Consider the following 813-nt stretch of genomic DNA (forward strand, 5'->3'; position numbering starts at 1 on the left):
GGCATCGTCAAGTTATTGACGCGGCTTGTGGCAAGCGGTAGCGCGCGAGAATGATCAGTCAAATTTCACAACCTCGCCTAAAGGGTTATCGCTTCCCTCGTTCGATCATTTCTTACGCTGTCTGGGCCTATCATCGCTTCGCTCTCAGTCTACGCGATGTTGAGGACCTGCTTGCCGAACGAGGTGTCGTGGTCAGCCATGAGACGATCCGGGCATGGGTAGAGAAATTCGGTAAGAAGATCGCAGAACGGGTGAGGGCCACCCGTCGGCACCCCTCGGACAAATGGCACTTGGACGAGGTCGTGATCATGATCCGTGGGAAGAAGCATTGGCTATGGCGCGCGGTCGACAGCACTGGCGAAGTGCTTGATATTCTGGTCCAAACGCGCCGCAATGCGCGGGCGGCACGGCGTTTCATCGCGAGGTTGGTCGCTCGTTGGGGCAAGCCGCGCGTCATTATCACCGACAAATTACGCAGCTACGGCGCAGCCCTGCGCAAGCTCGCACTGGGCGTGGATCACAGAGCCCATAAAGGACTGAACAATCGCATTGAAGGCTCGCACAGACCAACCCGGAAGCGAGAGAAGATCCAAGGCCGTTTCAAATCAGCCCGGCAGGCCCAGAGGTTTCTGAGCGTCCATGATGAAACCGCCACACTGTTCCGCCCCCGCCGCCACAAGATGACCGCCTCCAAATATCGCCACACCCGGACAGCCGCATTTCGCCGTTGGATCGATTGTGCCGCTGCAATGACGGCTTGATCAAACCCTCACGGGCGAAAGTGGGGGCAGAGGGAATTAACCTGACAATACC

The 813-nt window shown here is 57.8% G+C and carries 1 protein-coding gene; it reads left to right on the forward strand.

Features of this window, described 5'->3' with window-relative positions:
- Positions 1-50 precede the first annotated feature (50 nt).
- On the forward strand, positions 51-761 hold the full coding sequence (locus DL1_RS20665) for an IS6 family transposase (RefSeq protein ID WP_038070299.1): 711 nt from the start codon (positions 51-53) through the stop codon (positions 759-761).
- Positions 762-813 lie beyond the last annotated feature (52 nt).

The sequence above is a fragment of the Thioclava dalianensis genome (genome assembly GCF_000715505.1).
Lineage (GTDB): Bacteria > Pseudomonadota > Alphaproteobacteria > Rhodobacterales > Rhodobacteraceae > Thioclava > Thioclava dalianensis.